This window comes from Rhodoplanes roseus, assembly GCF_003258865.1.
GTDB classification, from domain to species: domain Bacteria; phylum Pseudomonadota; class Alphaproteobacteria; order Rhizobiales; family Xanthobacteraceae; genus Rhodoplanes; species Rhodoplanes roseus.
In genome coordinates, this window is the sequence record NZ_NPEX01000302.1 from 1 (window position 1) to 6,529 (window position 6,529).

Annotated in this window: 7 protein-coding genes; 2 read left to right on the forward strand and 5 right to left on the reverse strand. The window is 71.2% G+C overall.

The window, feature by feature from the left end:
- Together CH341_RS26410 and CH341_RS26415 are read right to left on the reverse strand one after the other, a co-directional pair.
- A partial coding sequence (locus CH341_RS26410; protein ID WP_146604631.1) for an AAA family ATPase occupies nt 1-1,050 on the reverse strand: 1,050 nt, incomplete at its 3' end.
- A gap of 10 nt (nt 1,051-1,060) precedes the next feature.
- On the reverse strand, nt 1,061-2,179 hold the full coding sequence (locus CH341_RS26415; RefSeq protein ID WP_111421944.1) for a metallophosphoesterase family protein: 1,119 nt from the start codon (nt 2,177-2,179) through the stop codon (nt 1,061-1,063).
- A 317-nt stretch (nt 2,180-2,496) separates the two neighbouring features.
- Here CH341_RS26415 and CH341_RS26420 point away from each other — a divergent pair, with 317 nt between their 5' ends.
- Nucleotides 2,497-2,703 carry a hypothetical protein gene (locus CH341_RS26420; RefSeq protein WP_111421945.1) on the forward strand — a complete coding sequence of 69 codons (207 nt, stop codon included), beginning with the start codon at nt 2,497-2,499 and terminating at the stop codon, nt 2,701-2,703.
- On the opposite strand, the gene CH341_RS36335 is transcribed toward CH341_RS26420, so the two are convergent.
- A complete protein-coding gene (locus CH341_RS36335) occupies nt 2,676-2,897 on the reverse strand; it encodes a hypothetical protein (RefSeq protein WP_342635035.1) in 222 nt (73 codons plus the stop codon). The genes CH341_RS26420 and CH341_RS36335 overlap by 28 nt on opposite strands.
- On the opposite strand from CH341_RS36335, the gene CH341_RS26425 reads away from it, so the two are divergent.
- Nucleotides 2,853-3,296, forward strand: coding sequence for a Fic/DOC family protein (locus CH341_RS26425; RefSeq protein ID WP_342635036.1), 444 nt, complete (start codon nt 2,853-2,855; stop codon nt 3,294-3,296). The two genes, CH341_RS36335 and CH341_RS26425, sit on opposite strands and share 45 nt — an antisense overlap.
- A 26-nt stretch (nt 3,297-3,322) precedes the next feature.
- Here CH341_RS26425 and CH341_RS26430 read toward each other — a convergent pair whose 3' ends face one another.
- Together CH341_RS26430 and CH341_RS26435 are read right to left on the reverse strand one after the other, a co-directional pair.
- Nucleotides 3,323-5,473 carry a S9 family peptidase gene (locus CH341_RS26430; protein ID WP_170149817.1) on the reverse strand — a complete coding sequence of 717 codons (2,151 nt, stop codon included), beginning with the start codon at nt 5,471-5,473 and terminating at the stop codon, nt 3,323-3,325.
- 236 nt (nt 5,474-5,709) lie between these two features.
- Nucleotides 5,710-6,417 carry a class I SAM-dependent methyltransferase gene (locus CH341_RS26435; protein WP_111421948.1) on the reverse strand — a complete coding sequence of 236 codons (708 nt, stop codon included), beginning with the start codon at nt 6,415-6,417 and terminating at the stop codon, nt 5,710-5,712.
- Between the last annotated feature and the right edge of the window lie 112 nt (nt 6,418-6,529).

The window sequence follows — 6,529 nt, forward strand, 5'->3', positions numbered from 1 at the left end:
CTCGGCCTCGGCCCAGCGTGTCGCCAGCGTGCCGAGCGCCTGCTCCTGCGCGGCGAGCGTCGCCGCCTGTGCCGCGCAGGCGGCCGTCTGCTCGGCGAGGCGCCGCGTCAGCCCGGCGATCTTCTCGCGCGTCTTGGCGATGCGCTGATCGAGCGCGACCAGCTCCTCGTGGCGCTTGCGGGCGCGGTCGAAGCCGAGCTCGCGCTGGGCCTGCTCGGTCTCGGCCTGCTGGGCGGCCTGCTCGGCCTTGGCGGTCTGCTCGCGCTCCAAGAGCGCCGCGTCGCGGTCGGCCCGGAGCTGCGCCATGCCGGCCGGATCGGCGAGCGTCTCGCGCTCGCGCAGCTTCTCGGCCAGGCTGGTGCGGTCGGCTTCGAGCGCCGCGAGCGTGGCGCGCAGGTCGGCGAGCGTCGCCTGGGCGGCGGCGCGGCGGTCGAGCGCCGTCTTCCAGGCGCCGCCGGTCTTGGCCTGGCCCTTGGCGGTCTCGTCGAGGGCGAGCTTTTCGTCGACGCTCTTGCGCACCCGCTCGCCGCGCTCGCCCCCCAACACCTCGCCGACCTCGGCCTCGATGACGCGCGACAGCAGCGCCTTGGTGCCGTCGCTCGGCTCCGCCTGCAGGAACGACTGGCCCTGCCGCACCCACAGGAGGCCGAAGGCGGCCTCCTCGGCCGTCGAGGTGCCGGGCGTCAGGTCGAGCGCCGTCCACACCGCCTCGTCGGCGGAGCGGCCGTCCGCCACCAGCGTGCCGTTCTTGAACAGCTTGGCGCCGGCGCTGCGCAGGAAGGACTTCTTGACCAGATAGTCGGCGCCGCCGCGGTTGAAGCCGACCTCGACGCAGGCCGGCAGCTCGGCACCGCGCGTTTCCAGCGTGCGCACGTCCACGGTCTTGCTGCTGTGGCGGCCGAACAGCGCGAGATGCAGCGCCCGGAACAGCGTCGACTTGCCCGCCTCGTTCGGCGCGCAGAGCAGGTTGAGCCCGGGCCCGAGGCCGCGGATCACGTGGCGGCTGCGGAAGCGGCCGACGCCGTCGACGGCGAGATGCGTGATGATCATGAGCGCGCCCTCACGCCGTCGCTTCGAGATAGAGGGCGAGCAGCGCGTCCTCGGCGACCTGCCGCTCCGCCGTCGTGAGCGCCGGGTCGTCGGCGCGGGCCTTCAGGCTCTCGGCGACGCGCCGCAGGACGCCGTCGAAGTCGATGCGCTCGATGTCGGCCGGATCGGGCCGCACCGCCAGCGCCAGCGTCGTGTCGAGATGGAACACGGCGGCCTGCAGCCGCTCCAGCCACTCGTCGAGGGCGCGGCGCGCCGCGATCGACAGGGCGCCCGTGACCTTCAGCTTCAGCACCAGCTTCGACACCGGGTCGTGAGTCGTGCGCAGCAGCGCCTCGCGCGACGCCAGCGGCGTGGCGTCGGCGAGCTCGAAGGCGTCCGCGGCCCAGCGGAACGTGCCGACCGTGCGGGGCTCGACGCGCGGCGGGGCGCCGGCTCCGGTCAGCGTCACCAGCAGGGCGGTGCCGACCGTCTGGCTGTCGTGGCGGTCCGGCTCCGGCGTGCCGGCGTACCAGGTGCGCGGGCCGATCTCGCGGGTGCGGTGCCAGTCGCCGAGCGCCAGGTAGTCGAGGCCGGCCTTGTCGGCGCGGCCCGGGTCGATCTGGTTGGTCGCCTCGCCCTCGTTCTCGGCGACGCCGAAGCGGGTGACGGCGCCGTGGGCGAGGCCGATCCGGAGCGTGCCGGGCGGCGTCGCTGCGTCGTCCATGCGGGCGGTGAGGTCGCGGGTCTCGGCCCGGCTGGTCAGCGGCGCTGGCAGCAGCACGGCGTCGGGCGCCAGCACGACCGGCTCGGCCGTGAGGTGAAGCCGCACATTGGCGGGCGGCCCGAGCGCCGCCATCCGCTCCCACGGTCCGCCCGGCCGGTGGGCGTCGTGATTGCCGGGCAGGAGGTGCCACGTGACGGCCGCGAAGCCGCGCATGCGCTCCAGCGGCGCCCGCAGCGTCACATTGGTCGGCGTGTCGCTGTCGAACACGTCGCCGGCGACCAGCACATGGGCGGCGCCCTCGGCGACCGCCAGCCGGCCGATCGCCTCGACGGCGTCCAGCCGCGCCGCCCGAAACGCCTCCGCCTTGGCGCCGAAGCGGACGAACGGCTTGCCGATCTGCCAGTCGGCGGTGTGGACGACACGCATGGGATGGCCCTTTACTCGGTCATTCCGGGGCGCATCGAAGATGCGAACCCGGAATCCAGCATCACGGTCGGCGCGCGTGGCTGGATTCCGGGTCCGGCGCTCCGCGCCGTCCCGGAATGACGGCGGCTGGACGACGACCTCGGCGCCGTGCGCCGATTCGCGGCCGCGATCCTAGCCTATTCTCGGTTTGTTCGCGCGGTATGGCGTGAGCACGAGAGCGGCTGTCCACCGTGTTCGCTGCACGGGTTCATGGTTGCGGTCCTGGGCTACCGTGCGCCGCGCGTGCGGGTCCAGCCCGCCCATGCTAGACTGTCGCCATGCACGCTCCGAAAAAGCCCGAAGGCGATCCGACACCCGCCGACACCTTCACGTTGGGCCGTGGTCGGCTCGCGAAGATCAGTGCCGTCGAGGGGATCGAGACCAGCCCGGAAAGCCGTGAGATGTTCGCGGAGTTCGAGGGTCGCGGGCTGTCGCCGGAGCAGCGACGGGCCGCCATCTACGAGAAGCACACGAGGAAGGTCTGACCGGCGACATCGGATAAGGTTCTGCGAAAGACCCGTACTGCTATCCCGGGACGACGGTCCTGAGGAATCGCGCCGGCATCAGGGATCAGGCACGTCTCGACGCCTTCGAGCACGACGCCGCGCTTCAGCGCGCCAGCGAGCCGGTTCGTATCGGCCCGCTCGACGTCACCCAGTACCGTGCGCTCCACCGCCATCCTTTCCAGGACGTCTACGCCTGGGCCGGCCGCTTCCGGACGGTCCGCATCGGCAAAGGCGGCAGCGTGTTCTGCTATCCCGAGAACATCCGGGGCGAGATGACGAAGCTGTTCGCGACACTCCGCGCTGCCGACGGCTTCCGCGGCGTCCGTCGTGCCGAGTTCGCCGAGCGGGCCGCGCACTTCCTCGCCGAGCTCAACGCCGTCCATCCGTTTCGCGAAGGCAATGGGCGGACGCAACTCGCCCTCCTTACACTGTTGTCCGACCGCGCCGGACACATGCTCGATCTCGACCGAATGCAGCCGGCCGAGATGTTGGACGCGATGGTCAGGAGTTTCGAGGGCGACGAGGCACCTCTGCGCAATCTCGTATTCGACCTGTCTGCTCCGGGCGCTTGAACGGGAGCGAGCGTCGCCGACCCCCTCTACCGCCCCATCGCGCTCCCCGCCTGCGAGAGCAGCCAGGCGGTGATCTCGGCGCTTTCCTGGACGGTGCCGAGGCGGCCGGAGCGGCCGGCATGGCCGGCGCCCATGTCGGTCTTGAAGATCAGCTCGTGGTCGTCGGTCTTCAGCTCGCGCAGCCGCGCCACCCACTTGGCCGGCTCGACATAGCGCACCTGGCTGTCGTGCCAGCCGGCGGTGACGAACATGGCCGGATAGGTTTTGCGCTCGATGTTGTCGTAAGGCGAGTAGGAGCGGATATAGGCGTAGTCCTCGGCCTTGGCCGGATTGCCCCACTCGACCCATTCGAGCGTGGTCAGCGGGATCGAGGCGTCCGACGTGGTCGTCACCACGTCGACGAACGGCACCTCGGCGACGACACCGGCGAACAGGTCGGGCCGCAGATTGGCGGTCGCGCCGACCAGCAGGCCGCCGGCACTGCCGCCGCGAGAAAACAGGGCGCGCCGGTCGGCGACGCCCTGCGCCACCAGCGCCTCGCCGACCGCGATGAAGTCGGTGAAGCTGTTGCGCTTGGCGAGGCCGCGCCCGTCGCGGTGCCAGCGCTCTCCCTTCTCGTGGCCGCCGCGCACATGCGCCATGGCGTGCACGAAGCCGCGATCCATCAGGCTGAAGGCGCTCTCGCTGAACACCGGCCGCTGGCTGAAGCCGTAGGCGCCGTAACCGACCACCAGGGTCGGATTGCCGCCCTGTTTCCGCATCCCCTTGCGATAGGTGAGGGTGATCGGCACGCGCTCGCCGTCCGGGGCGACCGCCTCGCGGCGCTCCAGCACGTAGTCGTCGGGCCGGAACCAGGGCGCCGGCTCCTCGCGGCGCAGCGTCAGGGTGCGGGCCGCCATGTCGAAGTCGTAGGTGCGCTCCGGCGTCAGCGGGCTCGAGAAGCGGAAGCGCAGCACGGTGGTGTCGGGCTCGCGATTGCCGCCGAAGGCGCCGTAGAAGAAGCTCGCCGTCGCGACGCCGATCTCGCCCGGCTGCGGCACCGGAAGCTCCTCGCGGTCGGCGAGCCGCAGCACCTTGATCCTGATGCCGCCCTCGTGCTCCTCGTCGAAGGCGAGGAAGTCGCGGAACGGCTCGATGTTGCGGATCACATGGCCGGGCCGCTGCGCCACCAGCTCGCGCCAGTGCGCGGCGTCGGGCGTCGCCTCGGGCGCCGTCATCACCCGGAAGTCGGGCGCGTCGAGATCGGTGCGGACGTAGAACGTGTCGCCGACATGGTCGACGTCGTAGCGCACGCCGGCGCGGCGCGGCTCGATGACGCGAAACGTGCCGTCGGGATCGTCGGCGGCGAGGTACCGCACCTCGCTGGTCTGCTCCTGCTCGGTGTCGATCAGGACGAAGCGGCGCGACTTGGTGCGATGGACCGAGACGCTGAAGGTCGGGTCGCGCTCCTCGAACACCATCGTGTCGACGTCGGGCGGCGTGCCGATGCGGTGGCGCCAGACCTGATGGCCGCGCAGCGTCACGGGCTCGCGCCGCACGTAGAACAGCGTCGCCGAGTCGGCCGCGAAGGTGAAGCTTTCGGCGCCGTCCGTGATGCCCTGCTCGGTCACGTCGCCGGTCGCGATGTCGCGCACGAACAGGCGATTCTGCCGGTCGCCCGTGAAGTCGACCATGAAGGCGACGCGGCGCCCGTCCGGGCTCGGCTGCCAGCGGCCGAGCCGGTACATCGCGTGGCCGGCGGCGAGCGCCGGCACGTCGAGCACGATTTCCTCGGCGGCGCCCGGCGCGTCGCGGCGGCGCAGGATCACCGGATACTGCGCGCCCTCGGCGAAGCGGCGCTCGTACAGATAGCCGCCGTCACGATACGGCACGCTGGCGTCCGAGGAGGCGTTGCGCTCGCGCAGCTCGCCGGCGATCTCGTCGATCAGCGGCCGGATGGCGGCGAGGCGGTGCTCCGCATAGGCGTTCTCGGCGGCGAGATGCGCCGATACGGCGGGATCGTCGCGCCGCGACAGCCAGTCGTAGGGATCGGGCCGCTCGCGGCCGTGCTCCTGCAGTACCGTGCCGCTCTTGCGCGCCACCGGCGGCTGCGTGCCGGGGGGATCCTCCGTGCCGGCCGCGGGCGCGATCGCGGTCAGTCCGAAATAGACCGCCGCACCGAGAACGATCGTCAACAAGCCGTGTGGCATTCGTCACCGCCGCTATGGTCCCGGCCTCTCCGGAGCACCGGAACTATGGTTGTTCCAGGGCGGTGCACAAAGTCACGATTCTGCGTGCGGTGGCGTGGCGGAACTCGGTCACTCCGGGGCGCACCGAAGGTGCGAACCCGGAGTCCAGCCGCATGTTCGGAGCGTGAGGCTGGATTCCGGGTCCGGCGCGTCGCGCCGTCCCGGAATGACCATCAAACGTCGCCTCACCCCTTCGGGCGCGCCCGAAAGCTGATGCGGGCCGGGTTGTGCTCCATGTTGCCGGGCAGGCGCTCGGCCGAGAAGCCGGCGGTCGTGAGAATGTCGCGGAACTCGGCCTCGGTGTATTTGGCGATGCCGAGCTTCTGGCGCAGCTTGCTGTAGGAGGAGAGCGCGGTGCGGGCGACGCCGATCAGCGAGGCGACCAGGAAGCCGTTGGTCCAGGCATAACGCAGCAGCGCGACGAGATCGCTCACCGCGCCGACATCGGGCGGAATCACGTCGGCGACGATCAGCACGCCGTCCGGTGCGAGCAGGCGCCGCCATTCGGCGAGCAGGCCGTCGAGATCGGCGCGGGACAGATACTGCACGACCGAGTTGGCGACGATCAGGTCGAACGAGCCCGCCGGCATGGCCCGCAGCTCGTCGGGGCTCGCCACCGCGATGTTGGGCACCGCCTTGAAGCGCTCGGTGAGGTTCTTTCGCACGCTCGGCGCCGCGTCGGACAGCACCACGGTCCCGGCGACCCTGGCGACCGCGTCGGCGTGCAGCGCCTCGCCGCAGCCGAAGTCGAGCACGCGCGCCTGCGGGTTCGGCACGAAGCCGGCGATCGCCGCGGCGATGTCGCGATAATGCACGTCGATGTGCCGCGCATTCACGTAGATCGAATGCGGATTGTCCCAGAAGCCGACCCAGTCGCGGATGGTGTTGGTCATGCCAAGGTTCGCCCCGGGTTGCGAGTCGTTCCGGGGCGGCGCGTCGGCGCCGAGCCCGGAACCCATATCCCCTGTGGTTCGTGAGCCACTGAGACAGTGAGTATGGATTCCG

What these genes read in the sequence shown, in the direction of transcription:
- CH341_RS26415 (WP_111421944.1), bottom strand. Translation starts at nt 2,179, where the DNA reads ATGCGTGTCGTCCACACCGCCGACTGGCAGATCGGCAAGCCGTTCGTC.
- CH341_RS26420 (WP_111421945.1), top strand. Translation starts at nt 2,497, where the DNA reads ATGCACGCTCCGAAAAAGCCCGAAGGCGATCCGACACCCGCCGACACC.
- CH341_RS36335 (WP_342635035.1), bottom strand. Translation starts at nt 2,897, where the DNA reads ATGGCGGTGGAGCGCACGGTACTGGGTGACGTCGAGCGGGCCGATACG.
- CH341_RS26435 (WP_111421948.1), bottom strand. Translation starts at nt 6,417, where the DNA reads ATGACCAACACCATCCGCGACTGGGTCGGCTTCTGGGACAATCCGCAT.